This is a genomic window from Streptomyces sp. NPDC102360 (assembly GCF_044766085.1).
In the GTDB taxonomy this organism is placed as follows: Bacteria; Actinomycetota; Actinomycetes; order Streptomycetales; family Streptomycetaceae; genus Streptomyces.
Genome location: NZ_JBIWLG010000008.1, coordinates 260,115 through 278,149, shown reverse-complemented (window position 1 = coordinate 278,149; position 18,035 = coordinate 260,115). Strand labels below are relative to the sequence as shown.

General features: G+C 69.6%; 18 protein-coding genes. 7 read left to right on the top strand and 11 right to left on the bottom strand.

Translation table 11 applies throughout. The features are described 5' to 3' along the window. The first annotated feature begins 25 nt into the window (after positions 1–25). Positions 26–406: a DUF4440 domain-containing protein gene (locus ACIRHA_RS28915; protein WP_403851763.1), complete on the top strand. Its 381-nt coding sequence runs from the start codon at positions 26–28 to the stop codon at positions 404–406. Between the two features lie 17 nt (positions 407–423). Here ACIRHA_RS28915 and ACIRHA_RS28910 read toward each other — a convergent pair whose 3' ends face one another. From ACIRHA_RS28910 to ACIRHA_RS28885, 6 genes are read right to left on the bottom strand one after another with little or no spacing between them, the layout of a single operon-like run. Then, positions 424–1,842, bottom strand: coding sequence for an NAD(P)/FAD-dependent oxidoreductase (locus tag ACIRHA_RS28910; RefSeq protein WP_403851760.1), 1,419 nt, complete (start codon positions 1,840–1,842; stop codon positions 424–426). Positions 1,843–1,884: 42 nt separating this feature from the next. After that, positions 1,885–2,691 (bottom strand): ABC transporter permease, encoded by an 807-nt coding sequence (locus ACIRHA_RS28905; protein WP_403851756.1) that lies wholly within the window; start codon positions 2,689–2,691, stop codon positions 1,885–1,887. Next, a complete protein-coding gene (locus tag ACIRHA_RS28900; protein ID WP_403851754.1) occupies positions 2,691–3,620 on the bottom strand; it encodes an ABC transporter permease in 930 nt (309 codons plus the stop codon). Before ACIRHA_RS28900 ends, ACIRHA_RS28905 begins: the two co-directional genes overlap by 1 nt. Continuing rightward, positions 3,617–4,789: an ABC transporter ATP-binding protein gene (locus ACIRHA_RS28895; protein WP_403851751.1), complete on the bottom strand. Its 1,173-nt coding sequence runs from the start codon at positions 4,787–4,789 to the stop codon at positions 3,617–3,619. The genes ACIRHA_RS28900 and ACIRHA_RS28895 overlap by 4 nt, the downstream gene beginning before the upstream one ends. 45 nt (positions 4,790–4,834) lie before the next feature. Beyond that, entirely contained in the window at positions 4,835–6,097 is a 1,263-nt protein-coding gene (locus tag ACIRHA_RS28890; protein WP_403851748.1) for a spermidine/putrescine ABC transporter substrate-binding protein, read from the bottom strand. A 57-nt stretch (positions 6,098–6,154) separates the two neighbouring features. Beyond that, positions 6,155–7,705 (bottom strand): gamma-aminobutyraldehyde dehydrogenase, encoded by a 1,551-nt coding sequence (locus ACIRHA_RS28885; protein ID WP_403851745.1) that lies wholly within the window; start codon positions 7,703–7,705, stop codon positions 6,155–6,157. Between the two features lie 226 nt (positions 7,706–7,931). Here ACIRHA_RS28885 and ACIRHA_RS28880 point away from each other — a divergent pair, with 226 nt between their 5' ends. Continuing rightward, positions 7,932–8,480: an NADAR family protein gene (locus tag ACIRHA_RS28880; protein ID WP_403851742.1), complete on the top strand. Its 549-nt coding sequence runs from the start codon at positions 7,932–7,934 to the stop codon at positions 8,478–8,480. A 33-nt stretch (positions 8,481–8,513) separates the two neighbouring features. Here ACIRHA_RS28880 and ACIRHA_RS28875 read toward each other — a convergent pair whose 3' ends face one another. Then, positions 8,514–8,933, bottom strand: a complete 420-nt coding sequence (locus ACIRHA_RS28875; protein WP_403851739.1) for a DUF4190 domain-containing protein — start codon at positions 8,931–8,933, stop codon at positions 8,514–8,516. A 97-nt stretch (positions 8,934–9,030) separates the two neighbouring features. Here ACIRHA_RS28875 and ACIRHA_RS28870 point away from each other — a divergent pair, with 97 nt between their 5' ends. From ACIRHA_RS28870 to ACIRHA_RS28860, 3 genes are all read left to right on the top strand, one after another. Then, positions 9,031–10,086, top strand: a complete 1,056-nt coding sequence (locus ACIRHA_RS28870) for an adenosine deaminase (protein ID WP_403851736.1) — start codon at positions 9,031–9,033, stop codon at positions 10,084–10,086. A 99-nt stretch (positions 10,087–10,185) separates the two neighbouring features. Then, positions 10,186–10,869, top strand: a complete 684-nt coding sequence (locus tag ACIRHA_RS28865) for a glycerophosphodiester phosphodiesterase (RefSeq protein WP_403851733.1) — start codon at positions 10,186–10,188, stop codon at positions 10,867–10,869. A 94-nt stretch (positions 10,870–10,963) separates the two neighbouring features. Beyond that, on the top strand, positions 10,964–12,148 hold the full coding sequence (locus tag ACIRHA_RS28860) for a serine hydrolase domain-containing protein (RefSeq protein ID WP_403851730.1): 1,185 nt from the start codon (positions 10,964–10,966) through the stop codon (positions 12,146–12,148). On the opposite strand, the gene ACIRHA_RS28855 is transcribed toward ACIRHA_RS28860, so the two are convergent. From ACIRHA_RS28855 to ACIRHA_RS28840, 4 genes are all read right to left on the bottom strand, one after another. Continuing rightward, a complete protein-coding gene (locus ACIRHA_RS28855) occupies positions 12,120–12,671 on the bottom strand; it encodes an HXXEE domain-containing protein (RefSeq protein ID WP_403851727.1) in 552 nt (183 codons plus the stop codon). The two genes, ACIRHA_RS28860 and ACIRHA_RS28855, sit on opposite strands and share 29 nt — an antisense overlap. A gap of 64 nt (positions 12,672–12,735) precedes the next feature. Further along, positions 12,736–13,938 (bottom strand): spermidine/putrescine ABC transporter substrate-binding protein, encoded by a 1,203-nt coding sequence (locus tag ACIRHA_RS28850; protein WP_403851724.1) that lies wholly within the window; start codon positions 13,936–13,938, stop codon positions 12,736–12,738. Between the two features lie 83 nt (positions 13,939–14,021). Then, the gene (locus ACIRHA_RS28845) at positions 14,022–14,528 is read right to left on the bottom strand and encodes a DUF1990 family protein (RefSeq protein WP_403851721.1); all 507 of its coding nucleotides are present in this window, start codon (positions 14,526–14,528) and stop codon (positions 14,022–14,024) included. Further along, complete coding sequence (locus ACIRHA_RS28840) at positions 14,525–15,967, bottom strand: gamma-aminobutyraldehyde dehydrogenase (RefSeq protein WP_403851719.1); 1,443 nt, start codon at positions 15,965–15,967, stop codon at positions 14,525–14,527. The genes ACIRHA_RS28845 and ACIRHA_RS28840 overlap by 4 nt, the downstream gene beginning before the upstream one ends. A 166-nt stretch (positions 15,968–16,133) precedes the next feature. On the opposite strand from ACIRHA_RS28840, the gene ACIRHA_RS28835 reads away from it, so the two are divergent. Then, complete coding sequence (locus ACIRHA_RS28835) at positions 16,134–16,649, top strand: Lrp/AsnC family transcriptional regulator (protein WP_403851716.1); 516 nt, start codon at positions 16,134–16,136, stop codon at positions 16,647–16,649. Next, complete coding sequence (locus ACIRHA_RS28830; protein ID WP_403851713.1) at positions 16,634–18,013, top strand: aspartate aminotransferase family protein; 1,380 nt, start codon at positions 16,634–16,636, stop codon at positions 18,011–18,013. Before ACIRHA_RS28835 ends, ACIRHA_RS28830 begins: the two co-directional genes overlap by 16 nt. Positions 18,014–18,035: the final 22 nt, after the last annotated feature.

The window sequence follows — 18,035 nt, the reverse complement described above, 5'->3', positions numbered from 1 at the left end:
GCGGGCGCACCCGTACGCTCACGCCATGGACGAGGACGAGAACGCGCAGATCCAGGCGGCGGTCGACGGGGAGCTGCGGCTGCTCGAACCCGGAGTACGGGCTTCCGACACCGAGGTGACGGCGCTGCTCGACCCGGAGTTCACGGAGTTCGGGGCGTCCGGGCGGCGATGGGGCCGGGAGTCGATCCTGGAGGTGACGGGCGCGGTGTCCGTGGAGCCGCGGAGCCCGGTGCGGGTCACGGGGATGCGGGGCGTGCTGCTCGCGCCCGGCGTGGTCCACCTGACGTATCACGCGGACGACAACGGGCGCCGCGCGCACCGGAGTTCGGTGTGGCGCCGCCACCCGGAGTCCGGGTGGCGGCTGTACTTCCATCAGGGGACGCTCACCGAGGACGAGAGCGCCTGACCTGAGAAGGCCCCGGCCTAGCTGTCGAAGCCCAGGCCCGCCGCGTCCATCGCCTTCAGCCACAGGTTGCGGCGGCCGCCGTTCTCGTCGGCGCGCGCGAGCGACCGCTTGGTGAGCGCGATGCCCGTGGACGCGAACGGCTCCGGCGGGAACGGGAGCGGCTTCTTGCGGACCATTTCCAGCTCCGTACGGTCCGTGCGCTCGCCCGCGAGGAGGTCCAGCATCACGTCCGCGCCGAAGCGCGTCGCGCCGACGCCGAGGCCCGTGTACCCGGCGGCGTACGCCACCCGGCCCGCGTGCGCCGTGCCGAAGAACGCCGAGAAGCGGGTGCAGGTGTCGATCGCGCCGCCCCAGGCGTGCGTGAAGCGCAGGCCCTCCAACTGCGGGAAGCACGTGAAGAAGTGCTCGGCGAGCTTCGCGTACGTCTCCGGGCGGTGATCGTGCTCGGCGCGGACCTTGCCGCCGTACGGGTAGATCGCGTCGTAGCCGCCCCACAGGATCCGGTTGTCGGCGGAGAGCCGGAAGTAGTGGAACTGGTTGGCCGAGTCGCCGAGGCCCTGGCGGTTCTTCCAGCCGACCGCCGCCAGCTGGTCCGCGCTCAGCGGCTCCGTCATCAGCGCGTAGTCGTACACCGGGACCGTGTACGCGCGCGTGCGCTTGACCAGCGAGGGGAAGACGTTCGTGGCGAGCGCCGCGTGCCGGGCGAAGACGCGGCCGTACGGGGTGCGGACCGCGACCCCCGCGCCGTTCGAGGCCAGCTCCGTGGCCGGCGTATTCTCGTGGATGCGCACGCCCAGGTCGAGGCAGGCCCGCTTCAGGCCCCACGCCAGTTTCGCCGGGTGCAGCATGGCGACGCCGTGCCGGTCGTACATCGCCCCGAGGAAGGTGGGTGAGGCGACCTGCTCGCGGGTCTCGTCCGCGTCGAGGAGTTCGATGCCGTCGGCGAGGCCGGCCTCGGTCAACTCCGCGTGGAATTCGTGCAGTTCGGCGACCTGGTGGGGCCGTGTCGCCACGTCCAGTTCGCCGGTGCGCTCGAAGTCGCAGTCGATGGAGTAGCGGGCCACCGCCGCCTCGATGGCGTCGAGGTTGGCGGCGCCCAGCTCCTCCAGCTTCTTGATCTCCTTGGGCCAGCGGGCCAGCCCGTTGGCCGTGCCGTGCGTGAGGGAGGCCGCACAGAACCCACCGTTGCGCCCGGAGGCGGCCCAGCCGATCTCGCGGCCCTCGACGAGGACCACGTCGCGGCCTGGGTCGCGCTCCTTGGCGAGCAGCGCGGTCCACAGTCCGCTGTAGCCGCCGCCGACGACCAGGAGGTCGCAGTGCTCTTCGCCGGTCAGGGCCGGGCGGGCCTCGGGCCTGCCGGGATCGTCGAGCCAGTAGGCGACCGGCTTGGCGTCGGCGAGTGAATTCGTCCAGCGATTCATGGCACGTGCGGCCATGATTCCAACTCCCTCAGGAACTAGATGGGGTTGCGCAACCTGTTACGCAGCCTTGTTCTTGCGCTTACCGATGGTCATTGCAGCCAGCACACACAGTACGGCGACCAGGAACATGGCCGTACCGATGACATTGATCTGAACGGGCGTTCCGCGCTGCGCCGAGCCCCACACGAACATGGGGAAGGTGACGGTCGAGCCCGCGTTGAAATTGGTGATGATGAAATCGTCGAAGGACAGCGCGAAGGCGAGCAGCGCGCCCGCCGCGATACCGGGCGCCGCGATCGGCAGCGTAACGCGGAGGAACGTCTGCACCGGGCCCGCGTAGAGGTCCTGCGCGGCCTGCTCCAGGCGCGGGTCCATCGACATCACGCGGGCCTTCACCGCCGTCACCACGAAGCTGAGGCAGAACATGATGTGGGCGATGAGGATCGTCCAGAAGCCCAGCTGGGCGCCCATGTTGAGGAAGAGCGTGAGCAGCGAGGCCGCCATCACGACCTCCGGCATCGCCATCGGCAGGAAGATCAGTGAGTTGATCGCGCCGCGCGCCCTGAACCGGTAGCGGACGAGCGCGAAGGCGATCATCGTGCCGAGGGCCGTCGCGCCGATCGTGGCCCAGAAGGCGATCTGGAGGCTCAGCGAGAGCGAGCCGCACATGTCGGCGACGCCGCACGGGTTCTTCCAGGCGTCGGTCGAGAATTCCTGCCACTCGTAATTGAAGCGGCCCTTCGGCTTGTTGAAGGAGAAGACCGTCACCACGAGGTTCGGGAGCAGGAGATAGCCGAGCGTGATCAGGCCCGCTATCACCACGAGATTCTTTCGCAGCCAGCGCAGGGGATTCATCGTGCCCATCAGACGAGGTCCTCCGTCCCGGAACGGCGGATGTAGAAGGTGACCATGAAGAGAATGGCCGCCATGAGGATGAAGGAGAGCGCCGCCGCCGTCGGATAGTCGAGAATCCGCAGGAACTGTGTCTGGATGACGTTTCCGACCATGCGGGTGTCGGTGGAGCCGAGCAGGTCGGCGTTCACGTAGTCGCCGGTCGCGGGGATGAAGGTCAGCAGCGTTCCGGAGACCACACCCGGCATCGACAGCGGGAACGTCACCTTGCGGAAGGTGGTGAACGGGTGCGCGTACAGATCGCCCGCCGCCTCGTGCAGTCGGCCGTCGATCCGTTCCAGGGAGGTGTAGAGCGGCAGGATCATGAACGGCAGGAAGTTGTACGTGAGTCCGCACACCACCGCGAGCGGTGTGGCGAGGACTCTGCTGCCGTCGGTCATGCCCAGCCAGCTCGTGACGTCGAGGACGTGCAGCGAGTTGAGCGCGCCCACGACGGGGCCGCCGTCCGCGAGGATCGTCTTCCACGCGAGCGTGCGGATCAGGAAGCTGGTGAAGAACGGGGCGATCACCAGGATCATGATGAAGTTGCGCCAGCGGCCCGCGCGGAACGCGATGAGGTACGCGAGCGGGTAGCCGAGCAGCAGGCACAGGATCGTGGCGAGACCCGCGTACAGGACGGAGCGCAGGAACTGCGGCCAGTACTCGGACAGTGCGTCCCAGTACGTCGCGAAGTGCCAGGTGACCTTGAAGCCGTCCTCAAGCGACCCCTGCTGTACGGAGGTCGAGGCCTGGTAGACCATCGGCAGGGCGAAGAAGACGACCAGCCAGAGGATGCCGGGCAGCAGCAGCCAGTACGGGACGAGGCGGCCGCGCTTACGTGTCTTGCGGGGCTTCTCCGCCGGTGTGGGCGCCGCCGGTGGCGCGTCGGTGACGGTGCTCATGCGGCGGCGTCCTCCGAGACCTTGGCCGCGCCCGCCCCGACATCCTGCGCGGCGTCGAGTCCGAAGGTGTGCGCGGGGTTCCAGTGCAGGACGACCTCGGCGCCGGGGGCGAGGCGGCTGTCGCGCTCGATGTTCTGTGCGTAGACCTCGAAGGAGTCGCACAGCGGGCTGTCGATGACGTACTGGGTGGAGACGCCGATGAAGCTGGAGTCGGCGATCTTCCCGGTGATGCGGTTGCGGCCGTCGGGGATCTCGCCCGCGTCGTCGGCGTGCGTGAGCGAGATCTTCTCGGGGCGCACGCCGAGGAGCAGCTTGTCGCCGGTCGCCGCGGTGCGCGCGGAGTTGCGGACGGAGGGCAGGACGAGCTTGTCGCCCCCCGCCTTCAGGGTGAGGTCGTCGCCGGCCCTGCCCGCGATCTCGGCCTCGATGAAGTTCGAGGTGCCGAGGAAGTTCGCGACGAACGTCGAGCCCGGGTTCTCGTACAGGTCGGTGGGGGCGCCGAGTTGTTCGACGGAGCCCGAGTTCATCACGGCCACGGTGTCGGCCATCGTCATGGCCTCCTCCTGGTCGTGCGTGACGTGCACGAACGTGATGCCGACCTCGGTCTGGATGCGCTTGAGCTCCAGCTGCATCTGGCGGCGCAGCTTGAGGTCGAGGGCGCCGAGCGGCTCGTCGAGGAGCAGCACCTTGGGGTGGTTGATCAGCGCGCGGGCCACGGCGACGCGCTGCTGCTGGCCGCCGGAGAGCTGCTGCGGCTTCTTGCGGATCTGCTCGCCGAGCTGCACCAGGTCGAGCATCTCCTCGACCTGCTTCTTCACTGACTTGATGCCGCGCCGGCGCAGGCCGAAGGCGACGTTCTCGTAGATGTCGAGGTGCGGGAAGAGCGCGTACGACTGGAAGACGGTGTTCACCGGGCGCTTGTACGGGGGCAGGGACGTCACGTCCTGGTCGCCGAGGTGCACGGTGCCCGTGGTCGGGTCCTCAAGGCCCGCGATCATGCGCAGGGTCGTGGTCTTCCCGCAGCCGGAGGCGCCGAGCAGCGCGAAGAACGAGCCCTGGGGCACGGTGAGGTCGAGCGGCTGGACGGCGGTGAAGCCGTTGTCGTACGTCTTGCTGATCCCGGAGAGACGGACGTCTCCACCGGTCTCCGACGTCGTAAGGGTCGTCATGGTGAGTCCAAGGAGTCGGGGAGGGCTGAGGACGGGGGCGGTGGTTCAGCCGCCGGTGAGCTGGGCGAACTTCTGCTCGAACGCCGTGTCTTCCTTGGCCGTCAGGGAGCGGAAGCCGTGCGCCTTCGCCGACATCTCCTTGTCGGGGACGATCAGCGGATCGTTCGCGACGTCCTTGTCGATCTTGGCGAGTTCCGGCTTGACGAGGCCGGTGTCCAGCGGCGAGACGTAATTGATCCACGCGGCCAGTTCGGCGCCGACCGCCGGCTCGTAGTAGTAGTCCATGAGCTTCTCGGCGTTCGTCTTGTGACGAGCCTTGTTCGGGACCAGCATGTTGTCGGTCGACGAGATGTAACCGGCGTCCGGGATCGCGAACTTGACGTGCGGGTTGTCCGCCTGGAGCTGCACGACGTCCCCGGCCCAGGCGAGACAGGCCGCGAGGTCGCCCTTGCTGAGGTCGGAGATGTAGTCGTTGCCGGTGAAGCGGCGCACCTGCTTGCTGTCGACGGCCTTCTGGACACGCGCGATCGCCGCGTCGAAGTCGTCGGACGTGAAGGTGCGCGGGTCCTTGCCCATGTCGATCAGCGTCATGCCGATCGTGTCGCGCATCTCGGAGAGCAGACCGACCTTGCCCTTGAGCTTCGGGTCGTCGAGCAGCTGCGAGACCGAGGTGACCTCTTTCCCGCCGGTGGCCTTCGTGTTGTACGCGATGACCGTCGCGATGCCCGTCCAGGGGTAGGAGTAGGCGCGCCCCGGGTCCCAGTCGGGGTTGCGGAACTGGGCGGACAGGTTGGTGTACGCGTGCGGCAGGTTGGCCGGGTCGAGCTTCTGCACCCAGCCGTAGCGGATCAGCCGGGCGGCCAGCCAGTCGGTGAGGATGATGATGTCGCGGCCGGTGTCCTGGCCCGCGGCGAGCTGGGGCTTGATCTTCCCGAAGAACTCGACGTTGTCGTTGATGTCCTCGGTGTACTTGACCTTGATCCCGGTGCGTTTGGTGAACGCTTCCAGCGACGGGCGGTGCTTCTCGTCGTCGCTCATGTCGATGTACTCGGTCCAGTTGGAGAAGTTGATGACCTTCTCCTTGGCCGAGTGGTCCTCGGACGAGATGCCGCCCGAGGACTTGCTCGCCGCGGGAATGCCGCAGCCGGTGAGGGCGCCGAGCCCACCGACCGCGAGCGCGCCGCCTGCCGAGGCCCGCATCAGGGAACGGCGGGACATCGCGGCCCTGCCGTTCCTGAAGCTGCGGTGCATGGCGGCCAGTTGGGGCCGACTGAGAGACGTCAGGCTGTCGGGCTCGTACTGCTCCATGCGCGTGGTTGCCCTTTCGGGAGGGTTGGCGGCCGGCGGTCAGGCGGCCGGCGTCGACTATCGGTCCCCGAAGATCGTGCGGTGCCAGTCCTTGCGCACCACCGCTGTGTTGTCGAACATGACGTGCTTGATCTGCGTGTACTCGTCGAAGGAATAAGCGGACATGTCCTTGCCGAAGCCGGACGCCTTGTAGCCGCCGTGCGGCATCTCGCTGAGGATCGGGATGTGGTCGTTGACCCACACGCAGCCCGCCTTGATCTCGCGCGTGGCGCGGTTCGCGCGGAACACGTTGGTGGACCAGGCGGAGGCGGCGAGCCCATAGGGGGTGTCGTTGGCGAGATCGATGCCCTCGTCGTCGCTGTCGAAGGGCAGCACGACCAGCACGGGACCGAAGATCTCGGACTGCACGGCCTCGCTGTCCTGCGCGGCGTCGGCGATGAGCGTGGGCCGGTAGTACGCGCCGTCCGCGAGCTCGCCGCCGGGGGCCTCGCCACCGGTCACCACGCGCGCGTAGCCGCGCGCCCGGTCCACGAATTCGGCGACGCGGTCCCGCTGGGCGTGCGAGATGAGCGGCCCGAGGTCGGTGCCGTCGGCGAACGGGTCGCCGAGCCTGACGGTCTCCATCAGGGCGGCCGTCTTCTCCACGAAGGCTTCGTAGAGCGGCCGCTGCACGTACGCGCGCGTGGCGGCGGTGCAGTCCTGCCCGGTGTTGATGAGGGCGCCGGCGACCGCGCCGTGCACGGCGGCGTCGAGGTCGGCGTCGTCGAACACGACGAACGGTGCCTTGCCGCCCAGCTCCAGGTGGATCCGCTTCACGGTGGCCGTGGCGATCTCGGCGACCCGCTTGCCGACGCCCGTGGAGCCGGTGAAGGAGGTCATGGCGACGTCCGGGTGCCCGACGAGGTGTTCACCGGCGTCGCGGCCCGCGCCGCTGATGACGTTGACGACGCCGTCGGGGAGGCCCGCCTCGGTGGCGGCCTGCGCGAAGAGGAGCGAGGTGAACGGGGTCAGCTCGGCGGGCTTGAGGACGATCGTGTTGCCCGCCGCGATCGCCGGAAGCACCTTCCAGGCGGCCATCTGCAGCGGGTAGTTCCACGGCGCGATGGAGCCGACCACACCGATGGGCTCGCGGCGTACGTACGAGGTGTGGTCGGCGCTGTACTCGCCGGCGGACTGCCCCTGGAGATGCCGGGCGGCGCCGGCGAAGAAGGCGGCGTTGTCGACCGATCCGGGAACGTCGAACTCGCGGCTCAGCTTGAGCGGCTTGCCGCACTGCAGCGATTCGAGGCGGGCAAGCTCCTCCGCCTTCTCGTCGAGCACGGCCGCGAACCGGTGCATGGCGTCGGACCGCTCGCCGGGCGTCGCGCCCGACCAGCCGGGGAAGGCGGCGCGGGCGGCGGCGACGGCGGCGTCCACATCGCCGGTGCCCGCCAGTTCGTACGTGTAGACCTCCGCGCCCGTGGCCGGGTCGACGACGGCGTGGGTGCGGCCCGAAGTGCCCTTGACGAGGCGGCCCGCGACGAAGTTCGCGCCGTCCGCGAAGAGTTCCTGTGCCAGTGCGGCCACGTTCTTGGCCGAGGCGGGGTGGTCCGAGGTGGGGTGGTGCATGAGTGCTCGCTCTCGCTTCTCCTGCGTCGGCACCGTCCCGGGGGCCGACGTAGCTCCAGCCGTAGCTCCAGCTCGATTTGAGTGCCGATCCTGACAGAGGACCACCGGGCCAACAAGTGATTCCGTTGTTGCCATTTGGTTACGCGACGGAATCTGTCGACCGGGTGTCGAGTCCACCTGGAAAACGCAGGACGGATTGTCAGTGGTGCGTGCCAGACTCGCGTGTATGGAGATCGACAGCAGGGAATCGCTGGTCACTGCCCTGGCGGCGGGGACAAGTGTGCGATACCTGCACTTCTGGGGGCACACGCCGCGTAAGGACGGTTCGATCGGGGCGAGTTGTCTCAGCCAGTGGTGGCCCGCACCGTTCACGGTGGCGGGCGTTCAGTACGCGACGGCGGAGCACTGGATGATGGCGGAGAAGGCCCGCCTCTTCGGTGACGCGGAGGCGGAGCGCCGCGCGATCGCCGCCGGGCATCCGGCGGAGGCCAAGAAGGCGGGGCGGCTGGTGCGCGGCTTCGACGGCGCGGTGTGGGAGCGGGAGCGCTTCGGCGTGGTCGTCGAGGGGAGCGTCCACAAGTTCGCGGCGGATCCGGGGCTGCGGGAGTTCCTGGTCGGGACGGGTGACTGGGTCCTTGTGGAAGCGAGTCCGACGGACCGGGTGTGGGGCATCGGGATGGCGGCGGACGACGCCGGCGCGGCGGATCCGGAGGCGTGGCGGGGGCTGAATCTGCTGGGCTTCGCGCTGATGGCGGCGAGAGAGCGGCTGCGCTGAGCCCGCGGACTCGGGCCGGAGCGGGTTATGGGCTCACCCCATGAGGACCGCGATCCCGACCCCGATCGCCGACAGCAGCCCGCCCACGCCGCAGATGAGCCCGCCCAGCGCGTGCCCGCCGTTGGTCGCGGCCCCGTCCCCGGCCCGCCGCCTGCCGACCACGCCGAAGATCACCGCGAGCACCCCCGTCACGATCGCGAGCGGCCACAGCACGAAGCCGACCGCGGTGACGATGCCGAGCACGAGGGCCGCGACACCGATTCCGTTGCGGGGCGGTACGGCCCCGTGGGCGCCGTGCCCGTACGCGCACCAGTACGCCCCGTACGGGAACGGCGTCGGACCCTCGGGCCCGACGGGCGGTGGCGGCACGGGCTCGTCCGGCGCCGCGTACGGGTTGGCGTACCCGTACGCGGAGGGCGCCGGCGGCGCACGCCACGGGTCGTACTCGCTCATCCGCTCATGCTAGGTGCGCCGCCGGGCCGCCGGGCTCCCCGCATACGATGACGACGACCCCGATCAGCCGATCACCCAAGTTCCTGGGGAGGAAACCGTGAGCCAGAGCCCGAGCCCGAGTCGCAGCGAGAGCCTGCAAGCCTTCATCACCGGCCTGCCGAAGGCGGAACTGCACGTCCACCACGTGGGCTCCGCCTCCCCCAGGATCGTCTCGGAGCTCGCCGCCCGGCACCCCGACTCGAAGGTCCCGGCCGACCCCGAGGCGCTCGCCGAGTTCTTCACGTTCACGGACTTCGCGCACTTCATCCAGGTGTACCTGTCGGTGGTCGACCTGATCCGCACGCCGGAGGACGTCCGCCTCCTCACGTACGAGATCGCCCGCGACATGGCCCGGCAGAACGTGCGGTACGCGGAGCTCACCCTCACCCCCTTCTCCTCCACGCGCCGCGGCATCGACGCCCGCGGCTTCATGGAGGCGATCGAGGACGCGCGCAAGTCGGCGGAGGCCGAGTTCGGCACGGTGCTGCGCTGGTGCTTCGACATCCCCGGCGAGGCGGGTCTGGAGTCGGCCGAGGAGACGGCGCGGCTCGCCACGGACGACGCGCTGCGACCGGAGGGCCTGGTGTCGTTCGGGCTCGGCGGGCCCGAAGTGGGCGTGCCGCGCCCGCAGTTCAAGCCGTACTTCGACCGGGCGCGCGCGGCGGGCCTGCGCTCGGTGCCGCACGCGGGCGAGACGACCGGGCCCGAGACGGTGTGGGACGCGCTGAACCACCTGGGCGCCGAGCGCATCGGCCACGGCACGTCGTCGGTCCAGGACCCGAAGCTGCTCGCGCACCTCGCCGAGCACGGCATTCCGCTGGAGGTGTGCCCGACGTCGAACATCGCGACCCGCGCCGTCCGCACCCTCGACGAGCACCCGCTCAAGCAATTCGTGGACGCGGGCGTGACGGTGACCATCAACTCGGACGACCCGCCGATGTTCTCCACGGACCTCAACACCGAGTACGCGGTGGCGGCCCGCCTCCTCGACCTCGACGAGCGGGGCGTGGCGGAGCTGGCGAAGAACGCGGTGCGGGAGTCGTTCCTCGACGAGCTGGGCAAGGCCCGCATCATCACGGAGATCGACACCTACACGGAGAACTGGCCCGCATAGAGCCCCTGCGGCGATTGAGCAGCGGGGTCCGGGGCGGAGCCCCGCGACCGATCACCGGGTGACGCCCACCCGCCCCGGCCGGAGGCCACAATGGTGGCCATGCGCACCGTGACTGCCGTGGCCCACCGAGGCGACCCCTACCGAGTCCGTGAGAACACCCTCCCGTCCCTGCGCTCCGCGCTGGAACGGGGCGCCGACGTGGTGGAGATCGACGTACGACTGACGCGGGACGCCGTCCCGGTACTGCTCCACGACTCCACGCTCGAACGCCTGTGGCAGCACGAACGCCCACTGTCCGCGCTCTCCTGCGAGGAGGTGCGCGGCCTTACGGAGGGCGGCGTGCCCACCCTCGCGGACGCCCTGGAGGCGTGCCGTGACGCCCGCGTCATGATCGACCTGCCGGGCGCGGACGCGCGTACCGTACGCACGGTCGTCGGCGCCGTCCGCGACTGCGGCGCCGAGGAGCGGGTCTACTACTGCGCGGGCGCCGAGACGATGCTGAAGGTGCGCGCGGCGGACGCCTCCGCCGAACTCGCGCTCACCTGGACCTCGCTGGCCCCGCCCCGCCCGGCCGTCCTCGCGGCCCTCACGCCCCGCTGGCTCAACTACCGCTTCCCGCTGGTGACCCGGGAGCTCGCGGCCCGCGTGCACCGGGACGGCTACCTGCTGTCGGCATGGACCCCGGACACCAAGCGCTCGATGCGCCGGCTGCTCGACATCGGCGTGGACTCGATCACGACGAACCGGGTCGACGTCCTGACGTCACTGCGCGACGACGCCTGAGCGGCCTCCCCTAGGGGGCGGCCGGGGATCGGCCCAGGGTCGGGATCATCCCGTACGACGAGCCGCCGCGGCCGGCCGGAACCGAGGATGGTCCGTGTCGGCCCGCCAGGGCCGACTCCCCTTCCCGGAGGCCCCTTTGAAGCGCCGTCTCGCCCTCGCCCTGTCCACCGCCCTCGCACTCGGCGCCGTCGCCGCGCCGCTCGCCGCGGCCGTCCCGGCGCAGGCCGTGGTGGCTCCCGCCCCGGGCGCCCCGGACGCGAAGGCCCTGGCCGAGTCGCTCGCCGGCCTGCCGGACGGCGACGCCACCGCCGCCCTGGTCCGGGTCGGCGGCAAGGGCGGTTCCTGGCACGGGACCGCGGGCGTACGGGATCTGCGGGGCGGGGCGAAGGCTCTGGAGCACGCACGGTTCCGGGCGGGCTCCACCACGAAGGTCGTGACGGCGGCCACGGTGCTGCGGCTCGCCGCCGCCGGAGAAGTCGACCTGGACGCGCCGGTGCAGCGCTACCTCCCCGGTCTCTTCGACGGCACGGCCTTCCGACAGCCCATCTCCGTACGACAGTTGCTGAACCACACCAGCGGGATTCAGCCCGCCGATGGGTGGGGCGACGCGTTCGCGGACCAGTACGCACACCGCTTCGACGTCGTCACCCCCACACAGGTCGCCGCTTTGGCGCTCGCCAAGGGGCCCGCGTTCGCGCCGGGGACCCGCCAGCAGTACCTCAACATCAACTACACGCTGCTCGGGCTGCTGGTGGAGAAGGTGACCGGCGACTCCTACGCGCAGGCGGCGGCCCGGCTCGTACTGCGCCCGGCGGGGGTGCGGCACACGTACTTCCCGGGGACGGACGGCCGGATCCACGGCCCGCACAACCGCGGATACCAGCTGGTGGACGGGGAGTTCGTCGACGTGACGGAGTGGGTCCAGGCCGACCGCTCGGCGGCGGGCGACATGATCTCGACGACCGCCGACCTGGAACGGCTGCTCACCGCCCTCTTCCGGGGCCGGATCGTGCCCGAGCCGCAGCTCGAGGAGATGTTCACGCCTCCGGCCGGCCTCGACGACGCCACGATGAGCGCAGGCCTGCAGAAGATCGAGATCGGCGGCCGCGTGTACTGGGGCAAGTCCGGCTCTCGGTACGGCTACGGCACCGGGATCGCCGCCGACCGCGAGCTGACCCGGACGCTCGTCTACTCGGTCAACTCCACGGACGCGAAGGGCGAGAACATGAACCCCGTCGCCCAGCGCATCGTCATGGCGTCGGCGAGGAACGCGGACTGACCAGCCGGTGCGCCACCCCGTGCGAGACGGCCGTCGCCGCGGCCGCCCAGGCGACCCCGGCGACGACGTCACGGGCCCGGCCGGGACGCAGTACCCCGGCCTTCGCGAGCCGCCGCCGCGCCCACAGGGCGAACGGCACGACGAGCACCGGCGAGGTCACGACGCCCGGCGTGTAGCCGCGCACGGCGACGGCCTGGCCAATGTGCAGCAGCCCGTGCGCCCCGAAGCCGTTCAGCATGGCCTGGTACGTGGCGCTGCGGCCACCGCTCGCCCATCCGGCGACAGCCCCCGCGCCGACGATCCCGGCCATCACCCCGACGGCAGCGGTGAACTCCCGCTCGTCGGCCCCCTCCAGGACCCGCCATACCCGCTCGGGCGCGCCCGGCCACCGCTCGCGAAGCCGCGGCACGTTCCTCCGGATCCAGCGCGGCGCAGTGAGCACCTCTTCGGTGTCGTGCAGCGCCCAGGCGGCGAACAGCCCCAGGGTCACCGCCGCCCCGACGGACGACTGGTCATCGGTCATGGCCACAGCCTATGACGGCCTCAACTCAGCACCCCGCAAGCCTCGTTGTGACTCGCGTCGCGGCTCACAGCCCCGCGATCCTGTTCCACCGCTTCGAGAACTCGGTCCGCTCCGCCGGCCTGATGTCACGGGCGATCGCGAGCCGCGAGCGCATCCCGTCGTCCGGGAAGATCAGCGAGTCCTCGGCGAGCTCGGCGGTCTCCTTGTCCTTGGACGAGGCGAGCACGTCCCGCGCAGCCGGTACCGGGCACACGTAGTTGACCCACGCGGCCAGCTCCGCCGCGACCTCCGGCTGGTAGTAGTAGTCGATCAGGCGCTCGGCGTTGGCCTTGTGGTCGGCGAGGTTGGGGATCATCAGGGATTCCGCCCAGAGTTCGGCGCCTTCCTCCGGCACGACGAACTCGATGTCCGGGTTGTCGGCCTGGAGCTGGATGATGTCGCCGCTGTACGCCTGGCAGGCGAGGACATCGCCGCTGGACAGGTCCTTGATGTAGTCGTTGCCGGTGAAGCGGCGGATGTGCTTCGCCTTCACGAGCCTCTCGACCTGTTCGCAGATCTTGTCGAAGTCGGCGCCGGTCCACTTGGTGATGTCGACGCCGTTGCCCTGCATGAGGAGGGCGAAGGACTCGTCGAGACCGGAGAGGAGGGTGACCCGGCCCGCCAGATCGTCCGCCCACAGGTCGGAGACGTGCTTGATCTCGCGGCCCAGCTTCCGCTTGTTGTACGCGATGCCGGTGATGCCGGACTGCCACGGCACGGTGTACTTGCGGCCCGGGTCGAAGGCGGGCGAACGCAGCAGCGGGTCGAGGTACTTGGTGACGTTGGGCTGGTGGGCCCGGTCCATCTCCTGGACCCAGCCGAGGCGCACGAAACGCGAGCACATCCAGTCGGAGATGACGATGAGGTCGCGGTCGGTCTTCTGGTGGTTCATGAGCGACGGGCTGATCTTGCCGAAGAACTCGTCGTTGTCGTTGATCTCCTCGGTGTACTTGACCTGGATCCCGGACCGTTTCTCGAACGCGTCGAGCGTGGGCCGCTTCGAGGGGTTGTCGTCGTCGACGTCGATGTAGAGCGGCCAGTTGGCCCAGGTGAGCCGCTTCTCGTCGGCGGACAGATCGTGGCCTGCCCGCTCGCCCGGCGAGACGTACGCGGCGGGCACCCCGCAGCCGGTGGCGAGGCCGCCGACCGCCGCGGCCGCGGCACCACCGCCCGCGGCGCGCAGCAGGGAACGACGGGTGACCTGGTGGGATTTCGGGTTCGCTGGCACGAACTCAGCCTCTCGCCCGGCGACTTGACCCCACAATGGACGCTGCGTCGAGCAGCACGGCCGGGGGCCGACACCTTGTCGATCTACGCTGCCGCGACCGCGGCCGCGACGGCCCGCAGATACCGCCGGGCCATCCACCGCTGCACGCTCCGCGTCCCCGGCCCGCCGAGCCGCGCGTACCAGCTGGCAGGGCGCGAGAACGCCCGGACCCGGAACCACACGGACCCGTCCGCCTCCCGCTCGACGACGAACGCCTCCTCGCCGCACTCCGGATGCCCCGGCAGCGTCCCGTACGCGAAGCCGATCCGGGAGTCGTCGCGCACGACCCCCACCACCCGGCAGGGAATCCGCAGGAAGTGGAGCCACAGCACCGCGTCCGCGCCCTCCCGGACGTCGTCGCCCGGCGTCACGCGCATTCCGACGCCGCGCTGCGCGCCCCACGCGAGGACCGCCGCACCGGCCCGCTCGAAGCACTCCTGCCCCGAGCCGAGCCGGACGCGGCGGTCCATGTGGGCGTACCCCGGCGGCAGTTCGCCTGCCGCCAGGGTCGCGCCGACCTCGCCGTAGGTGAGGTTCACCCGCGGGCTCACGCGTCCAGCGACGTCATCACGTGCTTGATGCGCGTGTAGTCGTCGAAGCCGTACGCCGACAGGTCCTTGCCGTAGCCCGACTTCTTGAAGCCGCCGTGCGGCATCTCGGCGACGAGCGGGATGTGGGTGTTGATCCACACGCAGCCGAAGTCGAGGACCTTGGACATCCTCATCGCGCGGCCGTGGTCCTTCGTCCAGACCGAGGAGGCCAGCGCGTACTCGACGCCGTTGGCGTAGGACACCGCCTGCTCCTCGTCCGTGAAGGACTGGACGGTGATGACCGGGCCGAAGACCTCGTTCTGGATGATCTCGTCGTCCTGCTTGAGGCCCGAGACGACGGTCGGGGCGTAGAAGTAGCCCTGCTCGCCGACCCGGTGGCCGCCGGCCTCGACCTTGGCGTGCGCAGGGAGCCGCTCGATGAAGCCGGTGACCTGCTTCAGCTGGTTGGCGTTGTTCAGCGGGCCGTACAGGACGTCCTCGTCGTCGGCCGCGCCGGTCTTCGTCTCGGCGGCGATCTTGGCGAGCGCGGTGACGAACTCGTCGTGCACCGACTCGTGGACGAGGACGCGGGTGGCGGCGGTGCAGTCCTGGCCGGCGTTGAAGTACCCGGCCTCGGCGATGCCCTCGGCGGCCTTCGCGAGGTCGGCGTCCTCGAAGACGACGACCGGGGCCTTGCCGCCCAGCTCCAGGTGGACCCGCTTGAGGTCCTTGGCGGCGGACTCGGCGACCTGCATGCCGGCGCGCACGGAGCCGGTGATGGAGGCCATCGCCGGGGTCTTGTGCTCGACCATCGCGCGGCCGGTGTCACGGTCGCCGCACACCACGTTGAAGACGCCCTTGGGCACGATCGAGCCGATGATCTCGGCCATCAGGACCGTGGAGGCCGGGGTGGTGTCGGACGGCTTGAGGACGACCGTGTTGCCCGCGGCGAGCGCCGGGGCGAACTTCCACACGCCCATCATCATCGGGTAGTTCCACGGCGCGACCTGCGCGCAGACGCCGATCGGCTCGCGGCGCACGAAGGAGGTCAGGCCTTCCATGTACTCGCCGCCGGAGCGCCCCTCCAGCATCCGGGCCGCGCCCGCGAAGAAGCGGATCTGGTCGAGCATCATCGGGATCTCTTCGCTGCGGGTGAGCCCGAGCGGCTTGCCGCAGTTCTCCGACTCGACGGCGATGAGCTCCTCGGCGCGCTCCTCGAACGCGTCCGCGATCTTCAGGAGGTACTTCTGGCGCTCTCCCGGGACCAGGTCGCGCCAGGCCGGGAACGCGGCGTCGGCGGCGGCCATCGCGGCGTCGACGTCGGCCTGCCCGGACAGCGGCGCGCTCGCGTACGCCTCGCCCGTGGCGGGGTTGACCACCTCGGTGGTCCGTCCGTCGGCGGCGTCCTTGAACTCACCGTCGATGTAGTTGCGCAGACGACGCAGCTCACTCGTGCTCACTGCCGGCCTCCTGACTGTTCGCTGTCCAAAGATTGAGACGCCCACCCTAGACCGAGGACCGACGTTTTCGACACCCCCCACCCCTGTTGAACTACGGAATTAGTGAGGTTGAACCTCGTAGACAACGAATTTCATCGATCTGGGCTTGCGGAACAGCGGAGTCCTCGTGCACAGTGAGGCCGTGGCCAGTCGCAGCGCAGACCCCAAGGGACCCAGTTCGAGGAACGGCAGCAATCCGCCGCTCGACTCCGTCTCCCTCGCCATCATCGAACAGCTTCAAGAAGACGGCAGGCGCCCGTACGCCGCCATCGGAAAGGCCGTCGGCCTCTCCGAGGCGGCCGTGCGCCAGCGCGTACAGAAGCTGCTCGATCAGGGCGTGATGCAGATCGTCGCCGTCACCGACCCGCTCACCGTGGGTTTCCGACGGCAGGCGATGGTCGGCATCAACGTCGAGGGCGATCTGAATCCCGTGGCGGATGCGCTCACCGACATGCCGGAGTGCGAGTACGTCGTGATGACCGCGGGCTCGTTCGACCTGATGGTGGAGATCGTCTGCGAGGACGACGACCACCTTCTGGAGGTCATCAACCGACGCATCCGGGCCCTCCCCGGCGTGCGCTCCACCGAGAGCTTCGTCTACCTGAAGCTCAAGAAGCAGACCTACATGTGGGGAACCCGATAGCCGTGAGCAAGGACCTCAGCCGAACCGCGTACGACCACCTGTGGATGCACTTCACCCGCATGTCGTCGTACGAGAACGCGCCCGTTCCCACCATCGTGCGTGGCGAGGGCACCTACATCTACGACGACAAGGGCCAGAAGTACCTGGACGGCCTCTCCGGCCTGTTCGTGGTGCAGGCAGGGCACGGCCGGCAGGAGCTCGCCGAGGTCGCCGCCAAGCAGGCGGCCGAGCTGGCGTTCTTCCCGATCTGGTCGTACGCCCACCCCAAGGCCGTGGAGCTGGCCGAGCGCCTGGCCCACTACGCTCCGGGCGACCTCAACAAGGTCTTCTTCACCACCGGTGGCGGCGAGGCCGTCGAGACCGCGTGGAAGCTGGCGAAGCAGTACCACAAGCTCAACGGCAACCACACGAAGTACAAGGTCATCTCGCGTGCGGTCGCCTACCACGGCACCCCGCAGGGCGCCCTGTCCATCACGGGTCTGCCGGCCCTGAAGGCCCCCTTCGAGCCGCTCGTCCCGGGCGCGCACAAGGTGCCGAACACGAACATCTACCGCGCCCCGATCCACGGCGACGACCCGGAGGCCTTCGGCCGCTGGGCCGCCGACCAGATCGAGCAGGAGATCCAGTTCGAGGGCCCGGAGACGGTCGCGGCCGTCTTCCTGGAGCCGGTGCAGAACGCCGGTGGCTGCTTCCCGCCGCCGCCCGGCTACTTCCAGCGCGTGCGCGAGATCTGCGACAAGTACGACGTGCTGCTCGTCTCCGACGAGGTCATCTGCGCCTTCGGCCGCCTCGGCACGATGTTCGCCTGTGACAAGTTCGGCTACGTCCCGGACATCATCACCTGCGCCAAGGGCATGACGTCCGGCTACTCCCCGATCGGTGCGGCCATCGTCTCCGACCGGATCGCCGAGCCGTTCTACAAGGGCGACAACACGTTCCTGCACGGCTACACGTTCGGTGGCCACCCGGTCTCCGCCGCCGTGGGTCTCGCGAACCTGGACATCTTCGAGCGCGAGGGCCTCAACCAGCACGTGCTGGACAACGAGGCGAACTTCCTCAACACGCTGCAGAAGCTGAACGACCTGCCGATCGTCGGCGACGTCCGCGGCAACGGCTTCTTCTACGGCATCGAGCTCGTGAAGGACAAGGCCACCAAGGAGACCTTCACGGACGAGGAGTCGGAGCGCGTGCTCTACGGCTTCGTCTCCAAGAAGCTCTTCGAGTACGGCCTGTACTGCCGCGCCGACGACCGTGGCGACCCGGTCATCCAGCTCTCCCCGCCGCTGGTCTCCGACCAGTCCACCTTCGACGAGATCGAGGGCATCGTCCGCCAGGTCCTCACGGAGGCCTGGGAGAAGATCTGATCCAAGATCCCGGAACAGATCT